Origin of the sequence: Streptomyces sp. PA03-3a (assembly GCF_033792735.1) — a bacterium.
Lineage (GTDB): Bacteria > Actinomycetota > Actinomycetes > Streptomycetales > Streptomycetaceae > Actinacidiphila.
Genome location: NZ_JARAVM010000021.1, coordinates 130,108 through 149,166, shown reverse-complemented (window position 1 = coordinate 149,166; position 19,059 = coordinate 130,108). Strand labels below are relative to the sequence as shown.

General features: G+C 73.5%; 23 protein-coding genes. 6 read left to right on the top strand and 17 right to left on the bottom strand.

Annotation, left to right across the window (positions count from 1 at the left end; translation table 11 throughout):
• Nucleotides 1–44: 44 nt before the first annotated feature.
• On the bottom strand, nucleotides 45–512 hold the full coding sequence (locus PV342_RS24925; protein ID WP_018556996.1) for an RDD family protein: 468 nt from the start codon (nucleotides 510–512) through the stop codon (nucleotides 45–47).
• Nucleotides 513–711: 199 nt separating this feature from the next.
• Between PV342_RS24925 and glnA the strand changes: the two genes are divergently transcribed.
• Together glnA and PV342_RS24915 are read left to right on the top strand one after the other, a co-directional pair.
• A complete protein-coding gene (gene glnA / locus PV342_RS24920; RefSeq protein WP_400801917.1) occupies nucleotides 712–2,124 on the top strand; it encodes a type I glutamate--ammonia ligase in 1,413 nt (470 codons plus the stop codon).
• 260 nt (nucleotides 2,125–2,384) lie between these two features.
• On the top strand, nucleotides 2,385–2,540 hold the full coding sequence (locus PV342_RS24915; RefSeq protein ID WP_400801919.1) for a hypothetical protein: 156 nt from the start codon (nucleotides 2,385–2,387) through the stop codon (nucleotides 2,538–2,540).
• Nucleotides 2,541–2,610: 70 nt separating this feature from the next.
• On the opposite strand, the gene PV342_RS24910 is transcribed toward PV342_RS24915, so the two are convergent.
• Nucleotides 2,611–2,832 (bottom strand): hypothetical protein, encoded by a 222-nt coding sequence (locus PV342_RS24910; protein ID WP_500318712.1) that lies wholly within the window; start codon nucleotides 2,830–2,832, stop codon nucleotides 2,611–2,613.
• A gap of 182 nt (nucleotides 2,833–3,014) precedes the next feature.
• On the opposite strand from PV342_RS24910, the gene PV342_RS24905 reads away from it, so the two are divergent.
• Entirely contained in the window at nucleotides 3,015–3,473 is a 459-nt protein-coding gene (locus PV342_RS24905; protein ID WP_329188308.1) for an SRPBCC family protein, read from the top strand.
• Nucleotides 3,474–3,489: 16 nt separating this feature from the next.
• Here PV342_RS24905 and PV342_RS24900 read toward each other — a convergent pair whose 3' ends face one another.
• The 9 genes from PV342_RS24900 to PV342_RS24860 all read right to left on the bottom strand — a co-directional run bounded on the left by PV342_RS24900 (nucleotide 3,490) and on the right by PV342_RS24860 (nucleotide 11,738).
• Nucleotides 3,490–4,284, bottom strand: coding sequence for an SAM-dependent methyltransferase (locus PV342_RS24900; protein WP_400801923.1), 795 nt, complete (start codon nucleotides 4,282–4,284; stop codon nucleotides 3,490–3,492).
• 142 nt (nucleotides 4,285–4,426) lie between these two features.
• Nucleotides 4,427–5,128, bottom strand: coding sequence for a (2Fe-2S)-binding protein (locus PV342_RS24895; RefSeq protein ID WP_018556990.1), 702 nt, complete (start codon nucleotides 5,126–5,128; stop codon nucleotides 4,427–4,429).
• On the bottom strand, nucleotides 5,116–5,787 hold the full coding sequence (locus PV342_RS24890; RefSeq protein ID WP_329188305.1) for a GntR family transcriptional regulator: 672 nt from the start codon (nucleotides 5,785–5,787) through the stop codon (nucleotides 5,116–5,118). Before PV342_RS24890 ends, PV342_RS24895 begins: the two co-directional genes overlap by 13 nt.
• A gap of 58 nt (nucleotides 5,788–5,845) precedes the next feature.
• Nucleotides 5,846–6,847 carry a proline racemase family protein gene (locus PV342_RS24885; protein ID WP_400801928.1) on the bottom strand — a complete coding sequence of 334 codons (1,002 nt, stop codon included), beginning with the start codon at nucleotides 6,845–6,847 and terminating at the stop codon, nucleotides 5,846–5,848.
• A gap of 62 nt (nucleotides 6,848–6,909) precedes the next feature.
• The gene (locus tag PV342_RS24880) at nucleotides 6,910–7,809 is read right to left on the bottom strand and encodes a dihydrodipicolinate synthase family protein (protein ID WP_500318711.1); all 900 of its coding nucleotides are present in this window, start codon (nucleotides 7,807–7,809) and stop codon (nucleotides 6,910–6,912) included.
• The gene (locus PV342_RS24875; RefSeq protein WP_386989043.1) at nucleotides 7,806–9,140 is read right to left on the bottom strand and encodes an FAD-dependent oxidoreductase; all 1,335 of its coding nucleotides are present in this window, start codon (nucleotides 9,138–9,140) and stop codon (nucleotides 7,806–7,808) included. Before PV342_RS24875 ends, PV342_RS24880 begins: the two co-directional genes overlap by 4 nt.
• Entirely contained in the window at nucleotides 9,137–9,445 is a 309-nt protein-coding gene (locus PV342_RS24870; protein WP_329188297.1) for a (2Fe-2S)-binding protein, read from the bottom strand. The genes PV342_RS24875 and PV342_RS24870 overlap by 4 nt, the downstream gene beginning before the upstream one ends.
• On the bottom strand, nucleotides 9,442–10,617 hold the full coding sequence (locus PV342_RS24865; protein ID WP_500318710.1) for an NAD(P)/FAD-dependent oxidoreductase: 1,176 nt from the start codon (nucleotides 10,615–10,617) through the stop codon (nucleotides 9,442–9,444). The genes PV342_RS24870 and PV342_RS24865 overlap by 4 nt, the downstream gene beginning before the upstream one ends.
• A gap of 26 nt (nucleotides 10,618–10,643) precedes the next feature.
• Complete coding sequence (locus PV342_RS24860) at nucleotides 10,644–11,738, bottom strand: magnesium and cobalt transport protein CorA (protein WP_400801938.1); 1,095 nt, start codon at nucleotides 11,736–11,738, stop codon at nucleotides 10,644–10,646.
• A gap of 487 nt (nucleotides 11,739–12,225) precedes the next feature.
• Here PV342_RS24860 and PV342_RS24855 point away from each other — a divergent pair, with 487 nt between their 5' ends.
• Nucleotides 12,226–13,062 carry an undecaprenyl-diphosphate phosphatase gene (locus PV342_RS24855; RefSeq protein ID WP_326576718.1) on the top strand — a complete coding sequence of 279 codons (837 nt, stop codon included), beginning with the start codon at nucleotides 12,226–12,228 and terminating at the stop codon, nucleotides 13,060–13,062.
• A gap of 25 nt (nucleotides 13,063–13,087) precedes the next feature.
• Here PV342_RS24855 and PV342_RS24850 read toward each other — a convergent pair whose 3' ends face one another.
• Nucleotides 13,088–13,672: a TIGR03086 family metal-binding protein gene (locus tag PV342_RS24850; RefSeq protein ID WP_386989034.1), complete on the bottom strand. Its 585-nt coding sequence runs from the start codon at nucleotides 13,670–13,672 to the stop codon at nucleotides 13,088–13,090.
• 73 nt (nucleotides 13,673–13,745) lie between these two features.
• Nucleotides 13,746–14,768: an NADPH:quinone reductase gene (locus PV342_RS24845; protein ID WP_400801940.1), complete on the bottom strand. Its 1,023-nt coding sequence runs from the start codon at nucleotides 14,766–14,768 to the stop codon at nucleotides 13,746–13,748.
• A 72-nt stretch (nucleotides 14,769–14,840) separates the two neighbouring features.
• On the opposite strand from PV342_RS24845, the gene PV342_RS24840 reads away from it, so the two are divergent.
• Nucleotides 14,841–15,458 (top strand): hypothetical protein, encoded by a 618-nt coding sequence (locus tag PV342_RS24840; protein ID WP_500318709.1) that lies wholly within the window; start codon nucleotides 14,841–14,843, stop codon nucleotides 15,456–15,458.
• Between the two features lie 5 nt (nucleotides 15,459–15,463).
• Here PV342_RS24840 and PV342_RS24835 read toward each other — a convergent pair whose 3' ends face one another.
• Genes PV342_RS24835 through PV342_RS24825 form a run of 3 tightly spaced genes read right to left on the bottom strand, consistent with a single transcriptional unit; the run spans nucleotide 15,464 to nucleotide 17,170 of the window.
• Nucleotides 15,464–15,865, bottom strand: a complete 402-nt coding sequence (locus PV342_RS24835) for a hypothetical protein (RefSeq protein WP_400801944.1) — start codon at nucleotides 15,863–15,865, stop codon at nucleotides 15,464–15,466.
• Nucleotides 15,866–15,923: 58 nt separating this feature from the next.
• Entirely contained in the window at nucleotides 15,924–16,793 is an 870-nt protein-coding gene (locus tag PV342_RS24830) for a Gfo/Idh/MocA family protein (RefSeq protein WP_329188285.1), read from the bottom strand.
• A gap of 2 nt (nucleotides 16,794–16,795) precedes the next feature.
• Nucleotides 16,796–17,170, bottom strand: coding sequence for a 5-carboxymethyl-2-hydroxymuconate Delta-isomerase (locus PV342_RS24825; RefSeq protein ID WP_018556977.1), 375 nt, complete (start codon nucleotides 17,168–17,170; stop codon nucleotides 16,796–16,798).
• 276 nt (nucleotides 17,171–17,446) lie between these two features.
• On the opposite strand from PV342_RS24825, the gene glnII reads away from it, so the two are divergent.
• Nucleotides 17,447–18,466 (top strand): glutamine synthetase, encoded by a 1,020-nt coding sequence (glnII, locus tag PV342_RS24820; RefSeq protein ID WP_500318708.1) that lies wholly within the window; start codon nucleotides 17,447–17,449, stop codon nucleotides 18,464–18,466.
• Nucleotides 18,467–18,521: 55 nt separating this feature from the next.
• Here glnII and PV342_RS24815 read toward each other — a convergent pair whose 3' ends face one another.
• The gene (locus PV342_RS24815) at nucleotides 18,522–19,046 is read right to left on the bottom strand and encodes a DUF1203 domain-containing protein (RefSeq protein ID WP_500318707.1); all 525 of its coding nucleotides are present in this window, start codon (nucleotides 19,044–19,046) and stop codon (nucleotides 18,522–18,524) included.
• Nucleotides 19,047–19,059 lie beyond the last annotated feature (13 nt).

Below are 19,059 nucleotides of genomic sequence, written 5' to 3'. Positions count from 1 at the left end.
ACGAATCGACTCGTCCGGGGCACTTCGCGTCGTGCGCTCCACGGTCACATCCGGATCTGGACCGCCTTCACGGCCCGGTCGTGCATGCCGCGGGTGTCGCGGTCCCAGACCACCGCCGGGACGACCAGCAGGAGCAGCAGCGTCCGCAGCACCGCCGCGCCGAGCCCGAGCGGCCCACCGTCCTCCTTCACCACGCGCAACCGCAGCAGGCGCTTGCCCGGGGTGGTGCCGACGGTGCCCAGCAGCAGCACGCTCATGAGGCCGAAGACCACCGTGGTCCACGGATTGGCCGCGGCCGCGTCACGGTGCGCGATCAGCCCGTACGCGATCAGCGCGCACAGGCCCCAGTCGATGAAGAGGGCCGCGATGCGCCGCCCGACCGGGGCGATCGAGCCGGGGCCGTCCTCAGGCAGCCCGAGGCGCTGCCCGCGGTAGCCGAAGTCGACACCCATCCGCTCCGCGGCGGCCTTCGGGCCCTCGATCCACGATCCGATGACATCCCTGTTGTCCACGGCTCCACGGTAACCCCCCGCCCCGGGGCGCCCGCGTCCGACCCGGCACCCGTGCGGCGGCTCGGTTAACCTGCAAGAAACAAATGGGTCACGAGAGGGAAATGCCCGATCTCTATGGTCGGCATCAACGTGCGCCACCGCACTGGTCGCACCCATGAGCTGCAATCCGGCCTCCCGGGCCGGGCCAAGGAGGAGTTGGATGTCGTTCCAAAACGCCGACGAGGTGAAGAAGTTCATCTCGGACAACGACGTCAAGTTTGTGGACGTCCGGTTCTGCGACCTGCCCGGTGTGATGCAGCACTTCACGGTCCCGGTCGAGTCCTTCGACCCCGACGAGCAGCTGATGTTCGACGGGTCCTCGATCCGCGGCTTCCAGGCCATCCACGAGTCCGACATGGCTCTGGTGCCGGACCTCTCCACGGCCAAGCTGGACCCGTTCCGCCGGGACTCCACGCTCAACGTCAACTTCTTCATCCACGACCCGATCACCGGCGAGCAGTACAGCCGTGACCCGCGGAACGTGGCGAAGAAGGCCGAGGCCTACCTCGCCTCCTCCGGCATCGCCGACACCGCGTACTTCGGCCCCGAGGCCGAGTTCTACGTCTTCGACAGCGCCCGCTTCGAGACCGGCGCGAACCAGTCCTTCTACCACATCGACTCCGAGGCCGGCGCCTGGAACAGCGGTGCGGAGCAGGACAACCGCGGTTACAAGGTCAAGTACAAGGGCGGCTACTTCCCGGTCCCGCCGGTCGACCACTTCGCCGACCTGCGCGCCGAGATCACCCTCGAGCTGATGAAGTCCGGCCTCCAGGTCGAGCGCCAGCACCACGAGGTGGGCACCGCCGGCCAGGCCGAGATCAACTACAAGTTCAACACGCTGCTCGCCGCGGCCGACGACCTGATGCTCTTCAAGTACATCGTGAAGAACGTCGCCTGGCGTGCCGGCAAGACCGCGACCTTCATGCCCAAGCCGATCTTCGGTGACAACGGCTCCGGCATGCACGTCCACCAGTCGCTGTGGACCAACGGCGCCCCGCTGTTCTACGACGAGCAGGGCTACGCGGGCCTGTCGGACACCGCCCGCTACTACATCGGCGGCATCCTCAAGCACGCCCCGGCGCTGCTGGCCTTCACCAACCCCACGGTGAACTCGTACCACCGCCTGGTCCCCGGCTTCGAGGCCCCGGTCAACCTGGTCTACTCGCAGCGCAACCGCTCCGCGGCCATCCGCATCCCGATCACGGGTGCGAACCCCAAGGCCAAGCGCATCGAGTTCCGCGCCCCGGACTCCTCCGGCAACCCGTACCTGGCCTTCTCGGCGCTGCTGCTCGCGGGCCTCGACGGCATCAAGAACAAGATCGAGCCGGCCGAGCCCGTCGACAAGGACCTCTACGAGCTCGCCCCCGAGGAGCACGCGGGCGTCCCGCAGGTCCCGACCTCGCTGTCGGCGGTCCTGGAGTCGCTCGAGGACGACCACGAGTTCCTCCTCCAGGGCGGGGTCTTCACCTCCGACCTGATCGAGACCTGGATCGACTACAAGCGGGTCAACGAGATCGCCCCGATCGCGCTGCGGCCGCACCCGCACGAGTTCGAGCTCTACTTCGACATCTAGGAAGTCCGCAGGTCAGGGCCATGAGTCCCTGACCTGGGCCGTCCATGGGCCGTGGGCCGTGTTTCCCAAATCGGGAGGCACGGCCCACGGCTTGTCCGTGTGGGTTTCTCCACTACGTCCCAGGCCGGGAATCTGCAGGCCACACCGCGGACCGCCCCAGCCAATGCCTCAGGGCCTGGTGCGCCGGCTCTCGACGGCGCTATCGTCCCTGCCATCGCGGGGGTGGGGTTATGGGGCGGAGGGTCAAGACGCCAGGCATCATGCCCTGGTGGCTGTGGCTGATCTTTTGGGCGCAACTGGCTTTTGTGGCCTGGAACATGATCCGGCCGACGGTTCACGTCACCCTGGCCCTGCTGGGACCGATGTTCTTCACGGCCGCCCTCAAGTGGCACCAGAGCCGCAGAATTGGCAGATGACGAGGCCGGTCGACCGTCGCGCCCACAGTTCGCATCGAGGCGCGGCACCAGACCGCACGGGACGTCGCGATCAGGCGAACGGCGACAGACCCTTGCTCTCCAGGTGAGCGAGCACCGCGTCAAGGCACGCCTCTGCCGTGTCCATGTCCGCGCGGAAGAACGAGTCCTCGCCGAGCGGCCCGCCACTGATGACGACCATCCATGCCTTCTTGCGCTCAACCATGCGGTCGCCGTCGACCTTGAACACCGTGGTGACTCCGTGCCCGGCCAGCCACTCCAACAGTTCACACATGTCCACGCGCTTTCCTCCGGGAAGATCCTCCCATTCCCGGAGCGCGCGCTCGGGCCGACGCGGGGAACCGCCCGTCCGGGCCGCGCACCGGCCGACGGCTTTCCCGTCGCGGAAGCCGTGTGGGGCGCGGCCCCAGGTGGGAGGATCGCCGTGCCGGGTGCCGTGCCGAGGAGGGGTCCGCTATGCCGTCCACCGAACTGGAGCACACCTTCCGGGTCGCCGCGCCCCCGGATGAGGTCTTCGCGCACCTGGCCGAACCGACGCACTACATCGGCCTGTCGCCGCTCCTCGTCGACGTCCGCGATGTGCACCGCAGTGGCGGGAGCGTGCGCTACACGGCCGTGGAGCGGTTCCGGTTCCTGGGTCTGCTGCGGCACGACAACGTCATCGACGTGACGCTCGTCGCCGTCCCGGACCGGCTGCCGCACTCCGCCGAGATCTCCGGCGAGGTCCGCAGCCCGGCCCGGGTCCGCATGGGCTACCGCTTCGCCATAGAGCGCGACGGCGCCGGCAGCCTGGTCACCGACACCCTGCGCCTGCGCACGCCGCCCGGCCTGCTGCGCTTCGCCGCCTCCCAGGCGGGGGCGGTCCAGCGGGCCAGGGCCCGGGTCCTCAGGGACCGGCTGGAGCGGCCCGTCTGAAGACGGGAGGGTCCTGTCAGGCGCGGCGGCCGACGCCGCCGTAGAAGCCGATCTCGCCGGAGCGCGGCGGGACGGGGGTGTCGGGGCGCCAGAAGGGGACCTGGACGAGGCCCGGCTCCTCCAACTCGAAGCCGTCCAAGAGCCGCTCGACCTCGGACCGGGAGCGCAGGTTGAGGCTCGCGGTGGCGTTGTTGTAGACGGCCTGGGCGTCGCTGCGGTCGGCGAAGTCGCCGGTGGCGTGCGAGAGCACCACGTAGCTGCCAGCCGGGAGTGCGTCGCGCAGGGTGGCGACGACCTCCGCGGGCTTGTCCCCGTCGGTGAGGAAGTGGAGGACGGCGACGAGGAGCAGGGCGACCGGTTCGTCGAAGTCGATGACCCGCCGGACGTCGGGGTGGTCCAGGACGGCCCGGGGGTCGCGCAGGTCGGCGAGTACGACGCTGGTGGCGGCCGAGCGGCTGAGCAGGGCGTTGGCGTGGGTGTTCACGATCGGGTCGTTGTCGACGTACGCGATGCGGACGTCGGCCGACACCTCTTGGGCGATCTCGTGCACGTTCGGGGAGGTGGGCAGTCCGGTGCCGATGTCGAGGACCTGGCGGACGCCGCTGCCGACCACGTGCCGGACGGCGCGGCGCATGAAGGCCCGGTTGGCGCGGACGCCGATCCTCACCTCGGGCGCCGCGACGGCGAGTGCGTCGGCGGCCTTGCGGTCGACCTCGTAGTTGTCCTTGCCGCCCAGCAGGTAGTCGTAGATCCGCGCGGGGTGCGGCCTGCCGGTGTCGATCTCCTCGGCGCGGAAGCCGTTCTCCATCACGCTGCGCTCCTCTCGGCGGCCGGCCGGGCCCTGACCCGGCACCGCTGACGACAGCTTTCCACATCATCAACTTCTATGCCGACATAGATAGTTCCTGGTCACCGGGAGTTCGACGCGGCGTCCACCGGCGGCCGGCCCGCCCTCAGCGCAGCGCGCAGTCCCCGCACAGTCCGCCGCCGGGCACGCGGTAGTACAGGCAGCAACTGCGGCGGACGTAGGCGGGCGCGCCCGGCCCGGTGAGGCGCAGGCCGCCGGCGTCGCGCAGCAGGGGGTCCGCCATCAGCTCCTCCGCCAGCGCGACGGCACGGGCGGCGGCGCCGGGCCGGGCGCCCTCCCCCAGGCACCAGGAGTGCAGCACCCGCAGGGTCCCGGCCAGGGCCGAGGCGGCGTTGCCCCACAGCAGCCCCGGCGCGACGCCCGACACCGCGTGCACGGACTCGCAGAGGGGCACGAGGTGGCCCAGGAGCACGTCCTCGCGCAGCCGGCCCGCGGGCACCCGCGGGGCGTCGTCCGGCAGCCACAGCTCGTCCGGGGCGGACCGGCCGGGGTGCCACCACAGGCGTCCGCCGGACAGGTCGGGCATGCGGTCGGTCAGCGCCGCCGGGCCGAGCGCGACGGACCACAGCCGCGCGGCCAGCCCCTGCTGGGCCAGCGAGGCGGCGACGCGCCGCTCCGGCGTGCCGAGCCGTCGCCCCACCTCCGCCACCCGTGCGGTCAGCGCGGGCGACGGCCGCCCGGCGTACACCTCCGCCAGTGGCACGAATCCCTCCGCCCGGGGCTCCCCCGGCCCGGTGCGTACGGCGAAGAACGGCCCCGGGCCGCCTCCGCCGGTCAGCGCGCCCACAGGCCCCTGACGTGTCCGAGATGACGGGTCATGACGGCCTGCACGGCCGCGCCGTCGCGGGCCAGGAGGACGTCCAGCAGTTCCAGGTGCTCCTCCGCCGAGGCCCGGAGCAGGCCGCGCTCGGCGAGGGCCGTGAGGCCGTACAGCCGGGAGCGCTTGCGCAGGTCGCCGACGACCTCGACCAGGTGCTCGTTGCCGGCGAGGGCGAGCAGCCCGAGGTGGAAGCGGCGGTCGGCCTCCACGTAGGCGATGAGGTCCCCGGCCGCGGCGGCGGTGACGATCTCCTCGGCGGCCGGGCGCAGCGCCTCCAGCGCCGTGGCGTCGGCGGTGGAGGCGAGGCCGGTGACGGTCGGGATCTCGATGAGGGAGCGGATGTGGGTGTACTCGTCGAGCTGCCGGTCGGAGACCGCGGTGACCCGGAAGCCCTTGTTGGGCACCGGGTCGAGCAGCCCCTCCTTGGCCAGGTCCAGCAGCGCCTCGCGGACGGGCGTGGCGGAGATGCCGAAGCGGCCCGCCAGCGCGGGCACGGAGTGCACCTCGCCGGGGCGCAGCTCCCCCGCGACCAGCGCCGCGCGCAGGGCGTCCGCGACGCGCTCGCGGTAACTGCCGGAGCGCTGCCCGCCGAGGGCGGGCAGGGCGGGCCCGTCGTGCGCTGCCATGCGGTGGCTCCTCCTCGGCGACGTGGCATGTATGCGACCAGTATCGGTGTCCGGGTCGCTAGAGGACGAATCCGGCGGGGAACGGGTCCGACGGGTCCAGCAGGTACTGGGCCGTGCCGGTGATCCACGCGCGGCCGGTGACGGACGGCAGCACGCCGGGCAGGCCGGCCACTTCGGTGGTGCCGGTGAGCCGCCCCGTGAAGTGCGTGCCGATGAAGGACTCGTTCACGAAGTCCTGGTGCAGGGGCAGTTCGCCGCGGGCGTGCAGCTGCGCCATCCGCGCGCTCGTGCCGGTGCCGCAGGGCGAGCGGTCGAACCAGCCGGGGTGGATGGCCATGGCGTGCCGCGAACGGACCGCCGTGGAGCCGGGCGCCAGCAACTGGACGTGCTTGCACCCGCGGATGGTGGGGTCCTCCGGGTGGACGGGCGGCTCCTGGGCGTTGATCGCGTCCATCAGCGCGAGACCGGCGGCGAGGATGTCGTCCTTGCGGGACCGGTCGAAGGGCAGGCCGAAGGAGTCCAGGGGCAGGATCGCGTAGAAGTTGCCGCCGTAGGCGAGGTCGTAGGTGACGGTGCGGCCGTCGGCGAGGACGGCCTTGCGGTCCAGGGCGACGCTGAACGAGGGGACGTTGCGCAGGGTCACGGCGGTCGCCGCGCCGTCGGTGACGGCGACCTCCGCGACGACCAGGCCGGCCGGGGTGTCGAGGCGGACCGTGGTGACGGGCTCGGTCACCGGCACCATGCCGGTCTCGACGAGGACGGTCGCCACGCCGATCGTGCCGTGCCCGCACATCGGCAGGTAGCCGGAGACCTCGATGTAGATCACGCCGTAGTCGGCGTCCGGGCGGGTGGGCGGCTGCAGGATCGCCCCGCTCATCGCGGCGTGGCCGCGGGGCTCGTCCATCAGCAGGTGCCGGATGTGGTCGAGGTGGTCGCGGAAGTGGAGGCGGCGTTCGTTCATGGTGGCGCCGGGGACGGTGCCGATGCCGCCGGTGACGACGCGGGTGGGCATGCCCTCGGTGTGGGAGTCCACCGCGTGCAGGACGAGTTTGCTGCGCATGGGGGTGTGTCCTCCTCGTGGGTCGGGTGCCGGGGCCGCAGGTGGGGCCGCGGGCCGGGGGGCTACGCCAGGCCGGCGGCGATCGCGGCCTCGGTGGCGGCCCGGACCTCCTTCTCCTGCTCCGGCAGCAGCGGCACACGCGGCGGGCGGCAGGGGCCCCCGTACCGTCCGGCGAGGTCCATCGACACCTTGATGGCCTGGACGAACTCCGTCCGGGAGTCCCAGCGCAGCAGCGGGTGCAGCGACCGGTAGAGCGGCAGCGCGGTCCCGGTGTCCCCGGCGACCGCGGCGCGGAAGAGCTCGCCGCACGTCCGGGGCAGGGCGTTGGGGTAGCCCGCGACCCAGCCCTTGGCGCCCGCGGCGGCCAGTTCGAGCAGCACGTCGTCCGCGCCGATCACCAGGTCGAGTCCCGGGGCGAGTTCGGCCAGCTCCCAGGCGCGGCGCACGTCGCCGCTGAACTCCTTCACGGCCTTGATGTGACCCGCCTCGTGCAGTTCCGCGAGCAGGCGCGGGGTCAGGTCGACCTTGGTGTCGTAGGGGTTGTTGTACGCGACGACCGGCAGCCCGGCCCGCGCGACCTCGGCGTAGTGGGCGTGCACGGAACGCTCGTCCGCGCGGTAGGCGTTGGGCGGCAGCAGCATCACGGCCGAGCATCCGGCGTCGGCGGCGTGCTCGGCCCAGCGGCGCGCCTCGCCGGAGCCGTACGCGGCGACGCCCGGTACGACGCGCTCGCCGCCGACCGCGGCGACGGCCGTCTCCACGACCCTGGCGCGCTCCGCGGGGGTCAGGACCTGGTACTCGCCGAGCGAGCCGTTGGGCACGACGCCGTCGCAGCCGTTCGCCACCAGCCATCCGCAGTGGGCGGCGTAGGCCTCGTAGTCGACGGACAGGTCCTCGGCGCGCAGCGGCAGGGCGGTGGCGACGAGCACGCCGCGCCACGGGCGGTCGGGGGTGCTGTTCATGGCTGTTCCCTCTCTTCCTCTTCGGCTGCCTCGGCGGCCAGCAGGCCGAGCGGCACGGGCCGGGCGAGGGGGCGCCCGGGGTCGGTGAAGGGGCATCCGGCGACGGCGGCGACACCGGGGCCGCAGACACGGCCCTGGCACCAGCCCATCCCGGCGCGGGTGAGCAGCTTGACGGTGCGCAGGTCGCCGGCGCCGAGGTCGCGGACGGCCTCGCGGACGGCGGCGGCGGGCACCTCCTCGCAGCGGCACAGCACGGTGTCGTCGGTGACGGTGGACTGCGCCCAGCCGCCGGGGAGGCGGTAGACGGCGTCGAGCACGCCGGCGAACCTCCGCAGCCGCTCGCGGCGGCGGGCGGCGGTCGCCCACCCCGCGCGATCGGGCTCCGTACCGCGCAGCCGGGCGGCGGCGGAACGTCCGGCGATCTCCCCCTCCGCGAGGGCGAGTTCGGCGCCGCCGACGCCGGTGACCTCGCCGGCGGCCCAGACACCGGGGGTGGGGGTGCGCTGTTCCGCGTCCACCTCGAAGGAGCCGGCGAGGTCGGTGTGCGGCAGCAGCCCGTGGCCGACGGCGAGGGCGTCGCAGGCGACACGGCGCCGTGCGCCGCCGGGCCCGGCCAGGGTGACCGCCTCGACGCGGTCCACGCCGTGGGCGGCGACGACCGTGTGCCGCCAGCGCACGCGGATACCGTGCCGGGCCAGCCGGGCGGCGTACACGGCGCCCTCCACAGCCTTGCCGAGGGGTACGGCGGTGGCGTGCCGCAGCAGGTCGCGCGGGTCGGCGGCCTCGGCGAGCGCCGCGACGCGCGCCCCGGCCGCCGCGAGGCCCGCCGCGACCGGCAGCAGCAGCGGCCCCGTCCCGGCGACGACGACGGTACGGCCGGGCAGCACCAGACCGCCCTTGAGCATCGCCTGCGCGCCGCCCGCCGTGACGACCCCGGGCAGCGTCCAGCCGGGGAACGGCAGCACCTTCTCGTATCCCCCGGTCGCCAGGACCACCCCGTCCGCGCCGATCGCGCCCGCCTCCAGCGTGTGCAGGGTGAACCCCGGCTCCAGGCACCAGACCTGGCATTCCGGGAGGTGGGTGACGCCGCCCGCCTCGATGTGGGCGTCGAGGCGCCCGCGCAGCCTTCGCCAGGTACCCCACGCGTGGTGCAGGGCCCCGGCCCTGCGGGCCCGGAGGCCCGGTGCGGGCTGCCGGTAGAACTGCCCGCCCGCCTGGGGCGCGGCGTCCACCAGCGCGACGCGCACGCCGGCGTCCGCGGCCTCCAGCGCGGCCGCGAGCCCCGCCGGGCCGGCACCCACGACGGCCAGCTCGTACCTCTCCCCGGTCACGGCAGCTCTCCCGTGCCGGCCTGCGGGGTGACGACGTCGCCGGGGTGGGCGACGGTGACGCAGGCGCGCCGGCCCGGGCTGCCGTTGACCGTGACGAGGCAGTCGAAGCAGACGCCGATGCCGCAGAAGACCCCCCGGGGGGCGCCGTCGACGCGGGTGGTGCGCCAGGACAGGACACCGGCCGACCAGAGGGCGGCGGCGACGGACTGACCGGGGTGGGCGGGGATGTCGCGCCCGTCGAAGGTGAAGGTGAAGCCCGGGCCCGGTGCGGCGCGGGCCAGGCGCAGGGGGCTGCGGCGGCTCACGGGGTGGCCTCCTCGGCGGGGAAGCGGTCGGGGCGGAAGGGGGCGAGGTCGAGGTCGGGGCGGACCCCGGTGAGGCACTGGGCGATCAGGTGGCCGGTCGCCGGGGCGAGTCCGATGCCGGCGCCCTCGTGCCCGCAGGCATGGTGGAGCCCGGGGGCGCGGGGGTCCGGGCCGATCGCGGGAAGGTGGTCCGGCAGGTAGGGCCGGAAGCCGGTGTACGCGCGCAGCGTCGCGACGTCCCGGAGCACCGGGAAGAGGGCGAGGGCCTGGGCGGCGAGACGGCGAACGACGGGAAGGGAGAAGGTGCGGTCGAAGCCGACGCGTTCACGGCTGGCGCCGATGAGGACCGGGCCCGCCGCGGTGGCCTCGACGACTGCGGATGTCTGCAGGTCGGCGGAGTCGCTGGCGACGTCGGCGACGTAGTCCGCCGCGTACACCTTGTGCCGGACGGTGCGCGCCGGGAGGGGCTCGGTGACCAGGACGAAGCCGCGCCTCGGCAGTACGGGCAGCCGTACCCCGGCGAGTGCGGCCACCTCGCCGCCCCGGGTGCCCGCGGCGTTGACGACGGCCCGGGCGTGGATGTCGCCGCGGTCGGTGCGGACCCCGCGCACGGCGCCGTCCGGCGTGCGCAGGACCGCCGTCACCGTGGTGCCGAGCCGGGCCTCGGCGCCCAGGTCGCGGGCGGCGCGTACGAGGCGGGCGGCGGCGAGCGCGGGCTGCACCTGGGCGTCCTGGGGGTAGTGGACGCCTCCGGCGAGGCCGTCCGCCAGATGGGGTTCGAGGTCGCGCAGCCCGTCAGCCGGTACGGGCACCGCCTCGACGCCGCCGCGCCGCTGGGCGGCGGCGAAGTCCAGCAGCGCGTGGAGGCCTTCCTCGCCGGCGGCCACGACGAGCCCACCCTTGGCCTCGTACTCGGCGGTCGGGCCCAGGCTGTGACGCTCGGTCAGCTCGTGCCACAACCGGGCGGAGAGCAGGGCGAGTCCGAGCTCCGGACCCGGTTCCTTGTCGGACACCAGCAGATTGCCCTCGCCGGCCCCGGTGGTGCCGCCGGCCACCGGTCCGCGGTCCACCAGGACGGTGCGCAGCCCGGCCGCCACGGCGTGGAGGGCGCAGGCCGCGCCCACCATCCCGGCGCCGACGACCACGACATCGCAGCTCGTCGGCTTGCTCACGCCGGTAATATGTCACACAGCACTGCTCACAACCAGCCGTTGCGCCGGAATCCGCGGTGGATGACGAAGCAGATGACGACCATGACGCCCACGGCGAGCGGATAGCCGTAGGTCCAGCGGAGCCCCGGCATGTGCTCGAAGTTCATCCCGTACAGGCCGCAGATCATGGTGGGGACGGCGAGGATGGCGACCCAGGCACTGATCTTGCGCATGTCCTCGTTCTGGGCCATGGTCACCTGCGCGATGTTGGCCTGGAGTATCGAGTTGAGCAGTTCGTCGAAGGAGTTGACCTGCTCGGTGGCGCGGGCGAGGTGGTCGGCGGCGTCGCGGAAGTAGGTCCGCAGGTCGGCCTCGATGCCGGGCAGCGGGACCTCGGCGAGCCGCTCCAGGGGGCGGCCGAGCGGGGCCACCGCCCGCTTGAGCTCCAGCAGTTCCCGCTTGAGCTGGTAGATCCGGCCGGCGTCGGTGCCGCGGCCGCGGTGGTCGGAGAAGACGTCCGTCTCGACCTGCTCGATGTCCTCGTGGACCGCGGAGGTGACGGCGAGGTACTGGTCGACGACATGGTCGGTGATCGCGTGCAGGACGGCGGCCGGCCCCTTGGAGAGCTGGTCGGGGACGGTCTCCAGGCCCTCCCGGAGCGGGCCGAGGGAGCCGTGGCCGCCGTGGCGCACCGTGATGACGAAGTCGGCGCCGGTGAAGACCATGATGTCGCCGGTCTCCACCACCTCGCTGGTGGCGGTGAGCCTGTCGTGCTCGACGTAGCGGGCGGTCTTGAGGACGGTGAACAGGGTGTCGCCGTACTGCTCCAGCTTGGGCCGCTGCTGCGCGTGGACGGCGTCCTCGACGGCGAGCGGGTGGAGTCCGAACAGCTCGGCGACACCGGCGAACTCCGCCTCCGTGGGCTCGTGGAGGCCGATCCACACGAAGCCGCGGCCGGACTTGCGGACCCGGGCGATCGCCTCGTACGCGGCGCAGTCGTCCTGCCGCAGCCCGTCCATGTAGACCACGCAGTTCACCACCGAGCTGCCCAACGGGGAACGCGCCGGGTGACTGAGGTCCACACGCCGTTGGCGTATGTGGCTGAGGCGGACGGCTTTGCGGAGATTGCTGATCATCGACATGAAAGGCTCCTACGCAGGCATGCGGCGGCCAGTATTGCCCACACCCGGGCCTGTTCGAGCCCTGCGTCACACCGTCCCCGCGCCGCGGGGGACTTGGGGGCGTCCCCGGCCCATCCGCGTACGCGGGGGCCGGGGGGTGGAGAGGCGGGCGGTACGACCGGCCTCCTGCGCGCCGCCCGTCGCAAACACCGCGCGGCCGCATCTCGACGGCATCACCGATGTGGCTTTCTGTGCCTTTTCTGCGGCATGCACACCTTTCTTCGTGATTTCACATGGGATGCCGGTGATGTGACATACGCGACATGCCGGCGGACCGCGCTCGGGCACGTCCTGCCTGTTCGCGAGGTCGCCGCCCGCCGCAAAGGCCTTCGGGGCGTGCGATCGGGGCGGACCTGGTTCGCGGGGGGCGCGGGACTTCTCTTACACTCCGTAGGGCTCCGGCCGGTGCAGGCCCGGGCACGCCACGTACTCCGCAGAGATGGGTCCCATGAGCGCCATCAGTATCGGTCAGGCAGCTGTGCTCGGCGTCGTGGAGGGGGTCACCGAGTTCCTCCCGATCTCGTCCACCGGCCACCTGAAGATCACCGAAGGCCTGATGGGCATCCCGGTGGACGACAAGGCCGTCGTCGCCTTCTCCGCGGTCATCCAGTCCGGCGCGATCGCGGCCGTGCTGGTCTACTTCTTCAAGGACATCGTCCGGATCTGCAAGGCGTGGTTCACCGGCATCGCCAACCGCGAGGAGCGGTACCACCACGACTACAAGTTCGGCTGGTGGGTGATCTTCGCGACGATCCCGATCGTCGTCGTCGGCCTGGCGGCCAAGCCGCTCATCGAGGGGCCGCTCGCCTCACTGTGGGTGGTCGCGGGCTCGCTGATCGTCGGCAGCGGCGTGATGTGGGCGGCCGACCAGATGGGCCGCCACAAGCGCGGCGAGGACGACACCACGTTCAAGGACGCGATGCTCGTCGGCTCCTCGCAGATCCTCGCCCTGCTCTTCCCCGGCTTCTCACGCTCCGGCGCGACGATGTCCACCGCGCTCATCCTCGACCTGGACCGGGTCGCCGCGACGCGCCTGTCCTTCTTCCTGGGCATCCCCGCGCTGACCGGTGCCGGCCTGTACGAGTTGAAGGACGCGCTCGGCGCCGGGGTCGACACCGCGCCGCTGATCGTCGGGACGGTCGTGTCCTTCGTCGTCGCGTACGGGTCGATCGCCTGGCTGCTGAAGTTCGTGGCCAAGCACTCGTTCAACGCGTTCATCGTGTACCGCCTCGTGATCGGCACCCTGCTCTTCGGCCTCTTGGGCACGGGCGTCATCGGCGCGTAGGCCGCCGCCGGCGCGCGGGCCGCCGTCAGCGCGCGGGAGTGCGGCCGGACAGGGCCAGGGCCCGCTCGAAGGCCGTGGCCGCGGCGGGGTCCGGGAGCGTGACCGGCTCGGCGAAGCCCTCGTAGCGGCGGTAGACCTCGGCGTACCGGTCGACGACCTCCAGTACGAACGCGCCGAGCCCCGCGCCGCAGCGGTACTCCTGGCCGGTGGCGCGGGCCACGTCCCAGCCGTGGACGGCGAGCTCCTTGACGATCATCGAGGCGACCTCGGCGGCCGGCATCTTCTCGTACCCCAGGTCGAGCTCGCCCTCCCACACCTCCGGCGCCGCCCACGCCGCGACGGCGCGGTCCAGTTGCTCCGCGTACGCACCGGCCCAGTCCGGGGCGGCGGTGAAGTCGCGGGCGGTCAGCTCCTCGGGCAGCGGCCTGCGCAGCGCCCGGTGCTCCAGGCCGTGCGAGGTGTAGAGGATCCAGTGGTTGAGCAGCGTGCGGGTGTCCCACTCCCCGCACGGGGTGGGCGCGGAGAGACGGGCCGGGTCGGCACCCACACCGCGGGCGACCCGGGCGGCTTCGGCGGCGGCTTCGATCATGAATGCGTGCGGTTCGGTCATGCGCCCATCCTGCGGAGGCGGGCGGCGGCCGGTCTTGAACAAACGCGACAGCCGCACCGCCCGCCCCGCGCGGCTACGGGCCGGTCCGGACGTCGACGAGGACCTTGCCCACCGCACCCTGCTCCACGGCCGCGTGGGCGTCGCCGGTCCGCTCCAGCGGGAAGCGGTGCAGCGGCAGCCCCGCGTCCTCGCCGACCCGCAGGGCCCCGTCGGCCAGGGCGGCCGTCAGGGCCGCGACGGCCTCCGCCTTGGCCGCGTCCGGCATGGTGTAGACGAGCACGCCCTGCCAGCGCAGGTTGCGCGCGAAGCTCTCCCGTACGGGCAGGGTGAACTCGGCGCCGCCGTTGTCGGCGTAGTAGGCGACCACGCCGCCGGGCGCCAGCACCGCAAGGTCGAGCGCGGTGTTCTGCGCGACGGACACCTCCACCACGATGTCGACGCCCCCGGGCGCGACCTCGCGGATCTCCTCGGCGGCGTCGCTCCCGCGGTAGTCGACGACGTGGTGCGCGCCGGCGGCCCGGGCGAGGTGCGCCTTGTAGGGTCCGCTGACCGTGGTCACCACCGAGGCCCCGGCCCAGCGGGCGAGCTGGATCGCCGCGTGGCCGACCGCGCCCGCACCGCCCGCGACCAGGACGGTCCGGCCGTCGAGGGCGCCCGGCGCGAGCCGCGCCGGGCCGTGCTCCGCAACGGTCAGCGCGCGGTGCGCGGTCATCGCGGGGATGCCCAGGGCGGCGCCGAGGTCGAAGGACGCGGAATCGGGCAGCGGCACGGCGTGCGCCCCGGGGAGCGTCACGTACTCCTGGGCGGTGCCGTCCGCCCGCTGCCAGGCCGCCTCCCACAGCCACACCCGCTCACCCGTCCGGCCGGGGTCGACGCCCTCGCCGACCGCGTCCACCACCCCGGCGCCGTCCTGGTCCGGCACCTGCTCCGCGACCGTGGCGGGCGGGCCGGCGCGCCGCGACTTCCAGTCCGTCGGGTTGACCCCCGACACCTCGACCCGTACCCGCACCTCGCCCGGACCCGGTCGCGGCACCGGCCGCTCGGTCGGGCGCAGCACCTCGGGGCCGCCGCCTTCCGTGTACACGATGGCCTTCATGATCCGTACAAGGCCGCACCGGAGCGCATTCTTCCCGCCGCACGGATGTCCTGGTCCGGGTAGGCTCGGCGCGTGTCCGCCGCGCATGCCGATCCGCCGTCCATGACGGCGGCGTTCCCCGCGGTGCTCGGCCCGGACGTGCGCGCCGTCACCGCCCTGCTCCCGCCCCCGTCCCACGGCCCCCATTGGGAGGCCCACGGCAGCGTGCTGCTCCCGGTGCGCCTGTACCACCCCGAGCCGGCCGCCGACGTGCCGGCCGCCCTCACCCCCCGGCAGCGCCTCGTCCTGCACTGCCTGTTCGCCGCGCACCATGACGGGTACGTGCGGCAGCGGCACGCGGCGCACGTCGCCGGGGCGGACGAGTCCTGGGCGGTGCCGTTCGTGGTGCGGCTCACCGGCGAGTACGTGCTGGAGATCGTCGCCGACATCCGCGCACGGCTCACCGAGGCCCTCGTCCCGGGGAGCGAGGCGCGCCGCGTGTACGGGCGCTTCGCCGGGGAGCAGCCGGAGTTCCTCTCCGTCACCGAACGCCGCGCGGTGAGCTACTGGAACGAGTACCAGCGGTGGCGCTTCCCCGAGTTCGCCGCCCATCCCGCAGCGGCCGTACTGGAGTTGCTGCGCGCCGCGGCCGTGGAGGCGACGGGCCGGGCGTGGCCGCGGCAGACGCGCGTACCGCGCGGCGCGCGCTGAGGGCGTCAGACGGGGGTCGCCCGTTCGCACAGGAGGTCGGCGCCGGAGGGTTCCGGCGGGGGCTCGGGGAGGCCCACCGCGGCCGCGCCCGGCGAACGGTGCGGGGCGCGGGGGACGAACGCTCCGCTGGTGCCGCCGCGACCGCGGTGGACCAGGACGCCGGAGACCGGATCGGGGACGGCGTCGAGCGCCGCGCGAGTGCCGGGCAGGGAGCGCCAACCGAGCCAGTGCTCCTCTTCGCGGAAGCACAACTCGAAGACGACACCCCACCCGTACGTGTGCCATTCCCACGCCAGTGCACGGTTGGTGACCGCCGACTCGACGAGCGTCGGCGCGTACGCGTCACGCCATGCCGCGGCGGGTGTGCTGGCGTTGAGGACTTCGATGGACCACCAGTCCGCTGCCATACCCAAAACGATAGGCACTTCGCAAGTCGCCCGCCAGGGTCCCGCCCCTGACGGCGCGTCACACAGGGTCGGCCGAGGCCAGCAACTCCGTCACGCGCGCCGCGAAACGGGCGTCGCAGGGGTGGGGGACGCCGGTGCCCACGGCCGTGAGCAGGGCGTCGATGGCGTTGCCGAAGGCGGGCACCGGCCCGTCGGCGCGCTCGGGGAGCGAGGCGACGCCGGTGGTGCCGCGCAGCTCGACGGTCATGCCGGCGGCCGCCGGAGGGGCGGTGAGGCTCAGCGCCGCCGTGCTGGAGGCGCCTCCGTCGTGCCGCAGCACCAGGTGGACGGTGTCGCCGGGGCCCTGGACGGCAGTGAGCGCGGTGACGTCCCCGAGGACGGGCAGGAGCACGGACAGCGCGTGCGGTCCGACGTCCCACAGCGCGCCCTTCTCACGCCGCCACGGGGAGTCGGCGAAGGGGCTGTCGCCGGAGGTGAACACCGAGCCGAGCCACTGCGCGCGGGCGGTGAACCAGCCGTCGCGGGCTGCCTGCTCGTCGATCCAGGCGGAACTGGTGGCGTCGAAGCGGAGGGTGAAGAAGACCACCGACGCGACGCCGGCGGCCTCGGCGGCGTCGGCGACGAGGCGGGCGTCGGTCACCGTCGTCGCGACCGGCTTGTCGAGCAGCAGGTGCCGGCCGGCCTCGGCGGCACGCACGGCCAGCGGGGCCTGCACGTCCGGGGGCAGGGCGATCGCCACGGCGTCCACGTCGCCGATGAGATCGTCCACGTCGGCGTAGGCGCGGGTGCCGAGGGTCGCGGCGAGGGCGGCCGCCGCCTCGGGGCGGCGGCCCCAGATGCCGGTGAACTCGACGTCGGGGTGGGCGGCGAGGGCGGGGCCGTGGGCGATCTCCGCCCAGGGGCCGGTGCCGAGCAGTCCGATGCGCATGGTCACCGCTCCCCCGCCGGCTCGGTGTGGCTGCGGTACCAGGTGCGGTCGAGGTCGACGATGTCGACGGCGGTCTGCACGCTCAGCCCCGGGGTCGGCGCGAGGTGCTGCTTCAGCAGTTCCAGGACGGCCTCGCTCAGCCGCGTCTTGGCCTCGGGCGTGCGCCCGGACAGGACGGCGGCGCGGACGAGGACGAGCGCGTGCTCGGGCCCGCCGTCGGCGAGGACGTACTCGTCGGACCGGAGGAAGCGGGTCTTGCACGCCTCCACACTGGTGTCGATGGTCTTCGCGACCAGCGGGTGCAACGCGGTCGCGAAGCCGCGCCGGTCGAAGGCGTCCGCGAGGTTGCCTGTGTAGTCCACGGTGATGTGAGGCATGGCACACACCCTACGTCCCTGGTCACGGCGGTCCGCGGGGCCCCGGCTCCGGGGCGGCGGAGGGCGGCTCCGGCCCTGTGGCCGCCGGGCACACGGGGGTGTTCCGGCGGCCGTGGCGGGGCCCGGCGCCCGTCGGACCGGGGTGTCCGGCAGGGGGGACGGCAGCGCGTTCACATCGGGTTAACACACGGGCAATGGATGCGAAATCACAGATTGTGACGCTGCATCGGCAACACCACCCGCCCCGCAAGGCACACGCCACCAAGGATGACGCCCGTGAGCTACAAGGCCGAGTACATCTGGATCGACGGTACCGAGCCGACCGCCAAGCTGCGCTCGAAGACCAAGATCCTCGCCGACGGGGCGGAGCCCGGTGTGTGGGGCTTCGACGGCTCCAGCACCAACCAGGCCGAGGGCCACAGCTCGGACCGCGTGCTCAAGCCGGTCGCCACCTACCCGGACCCGATCCGCGGCGGCGCGAACCTGCTGGTGCTGTGCGAGGTCTTCAACATCGACGACACGCCGCACTCCTCCAACACCCGTGCCCTGCTGCGCCCGGTCGCCGAGCAGTTCGCGGGCCAGGAGTCGCTGTTCGGCATCGAGCAGGAGTACACCTTCTTCCAGGGCTCGCGCCCGCTGGGCTTCCCCGAGGCCGGCTACCCGGCCCCGCAGGGCGGCTACTACTGCGGCGTCGGCGCCGACGAGATCTTCGGCCGCGAGATCGTCGAGAAGCACCTCGACAACTGCCTCGCCGCCGGTCTGGGCATCTCCGGCATCAACGCCGAGGTCATGCCCGGCCAGTGGGAGTTCCAGGTCGGCCCGCTCAGCCCGCTGGAGGTCGCCGACCAGCTGTGGGTCGCGCGCTGGCTGCTCTACCGCACCGCCGAGGAGTTCGGCGTCTCCGCCACCCTCGACCCCAAGCCCGCCAAGGGCGACTGGAACGGCGCGGGCGCGCACACCAACTTCTCCACTAAGGCCATGCGCGAGGGCTACGACGCGATCATCGAGGCCTGCGAGGCCCTCGGCCGCGACGGCAAGCCGATGGAGCACATCAAGCAGTACGGCTCCGGCGTCGAGGCCCGCCTGACCGGCGCCCACGAGACCGCCCCCTGGAGCGAGTACAGCTACGGCGTCTCCGACCGCGGCGCCTCGGTCCGCATCCCGTGGCAGGTCGAGGTCGAAAAGAAGGGCTACATCGAGGACCGCCGGCCCAACGCCAACGTCGACCCCTACGTCGTCACCCGCCTCATCGTCGGCACCTGCTGCTCGGCGCTGGAGAAGGCCGCGCTCGTCTGACGCTCCGCACCGTCCCCGAGGGCGCCCGGCCACCCGCCGGGCGCCCTCGGCGCGTTCACGTGGTGCGGACGGCCTCGAAGAGGAAGCAGCCGTACTCCACGGCCCGTACGTGCACCACGGCCACCCGCGGGTCGGCGAACCGGGCCGCGAGGACGGCGTCGGCGGCGCCCGCGCCCGCCTCGTCCGCGGTCAGTTGCACCAGGCGGCCGCCGAGGATGCGGCCCCGGGCGTCGTAGCAGCGGAAGACCCGCCGGTCGCCGTGGAGGGCGGCGGGGTAGCCGCGGACGTCCGGCGGGCCGGGGCAGTCCCCGGCGGCGGCGTGCACGAAGACGGGACCGGTCTCGGCGTACGGCCCGGGGTCGGCCCCGGTCGCCGCGGCCCAACGCCGCAGCGGCGCGTAGCCGACGAGGGCGATCCGCTCCCCCGGCGCGCTGCGCCGCAGGCAGCAGCGGAGCGGGGCGCCGCCCTCCGGGTCGGGCTCGGGGCGGGGGACGAGACCGGCGTCGTCGAGACGCCGCAGCTCTTGCGCCACGGCCGGGTCGAGGGCCCGGACCTCGTACACGGTGCGATGGGTGTCCATGGCCCCAGCCTCG

Bases quoted from the DNA above. Each gene is read 5' to 3' on its own strand.
- glnA (WP_400801917.1), top strand. From the start codon at position 712: ATGTCGTTCCAAAACGCCGACGAGGTGAAGAAGTTCATCTCGGACAAC.
- PV342_RS24915 (WP_400801919.1), top strand. From the start codon at position 2,385: ATGCCCTGGTGGCTGTGGCTGATCTTTTGGGCGCAACTGGCTTTTGTG.
- PV342_RS24910 (WP_500318712.1), bottom strand. From the start codon at position 2,832: ATGTGTGAACTGTTGGAGTGGCTGGCCGGGCACGGAGTCACCACGGTG.
- PV342_RS24905 (WP_329188308.1), top strand. From the start codon at position 3,015: ATGCCGTCCACCGAACTGGAGCACACCTTCCGGGTCGCCGCGCCCCCG.
- PV342_RS24890 (WP_329188305.1), bottom strand. From the start codon at position 5,787: ATGGCAGCGCACGACGGGCCCGCCCTGCCCGCCCTCGGCGGGCAGCGC.
- PV342_RS24885 (WP_400801928.1), bottom strand. From the start codon at position 6,847: ATGCGCAGCAAACTCGTCCTGCACGCGGTGGACTCCCACACCGAGGGC.
- PV342_RS24880 (WP_500318711.1), bottom strand. From the start codon at position 7,809: ATGAACAGCACCCCCGACCGCCCGTGGCGCGGCGTGCTCGTCGCCACC.
- PV342_RS24860 (WP_400801938.1), bottom strand. From the start codon at position 11,738: ATGTCGATGATCAGCAATCTCCGCAAAGCCGTCCGCCTCAGCCACATA.
- PV342_RS24855 (WP_326576718.1), top strand. From the start codon at position 12,226: ATGAGCGCCATCAGTATCGGTCAGGCAGCTGTGCTCGGCGTCGTGGAG.
- PV342_RS24850 (WP_386989034.1), bottom strand. From the start codon at position 13,672: ATGACCGAACCGCACGCATTCATGATCGAAGCCGCCGCCGAAGCCGCC.
- PV342_RS24845 (WP_400801940.1), bottom strand. From the start codon at position 14,768: ATGAAGGCCATCGTGTACACGGAAGGCGGCGGCCCCGAGGTGCTGCGC.
- PV342_RS24835 (WP_400801944.1), bottom strand. From the start codon at position 15,865: ATGGCAGCGGACTGGTGGTCCATCGAAGTCCTCAACGCCAGCACACCC.
- PV342_RS24830 (WP_329188285.1), bottom strand. From the start codon at position 16,793: ATGCGCATCGGACTGCTCGGCACCGGCCCCTGGGCGGAGATCGCCCAC.
- PV342_RS24825 (WP_018556977.1), bottom strand. From the start codon at position 17,170: ATGCCTCACATCACCGTGGACTACACAGGCAACCTCGCGGACGCCTTC.
- PV342_RS24815 (WP_500318707.1), bottom strand. From the start codon at position 19,046: ATGGACACCCATCGCACCGTGTACGAGGTCCGGGCCCTCGACCCGGCC.